The 393-nt window shown below is 62.3% G+C and carries 1 protein-coding gene; it reads left to right on the plus strand.

The features are described from left to right. On the plus strand, positions 1-393 hold a 393-nt coding region (locus tag ACW9JC_RS30430; protein ID WP_457459694.1), incomplete at both ends, for a DUF6531 domain-containing protein.

Consider the following 393-nt stretch of genomic DNA (forward strand, 5'->3'; position numbering starts at 1 on the left):
GCCGGATGCAGTTGCGCTGGAAGGCTCGCAACAACACCTCGCTGAAAAAAGACGAACCCTTTGACGACGCTTCGGTTCAGGCGAAAAACCCTAACGGTGACAGCGCCGATACCGCTTCCAGTACAGCCAAGCACGGCTGTCCGGTATCGCTGGTCTCCGGCGAAGAACTGCTGACCCTGACTGACGGTGTGCTGGATGGACTGCTGCCGTTCGAGTTCACCCGTTTGTATCGCACCAGCGCCGTGGAACTCGACGTCGGCCTCGGCTTTGGCTGGAGCCATTCGCTGGCCCAGCGCCTGGAAATCGACGGCGAGACGGTCACCTGGGTCGATGCGGAGAACCGGCGCACGCCGTTTCCGCTGCCGAGCCTGACGCGTCCGGCGATCCACAACA

This window comes from Pseudomonas sp. SDO5591_S426, assembly GCF_054070755.1.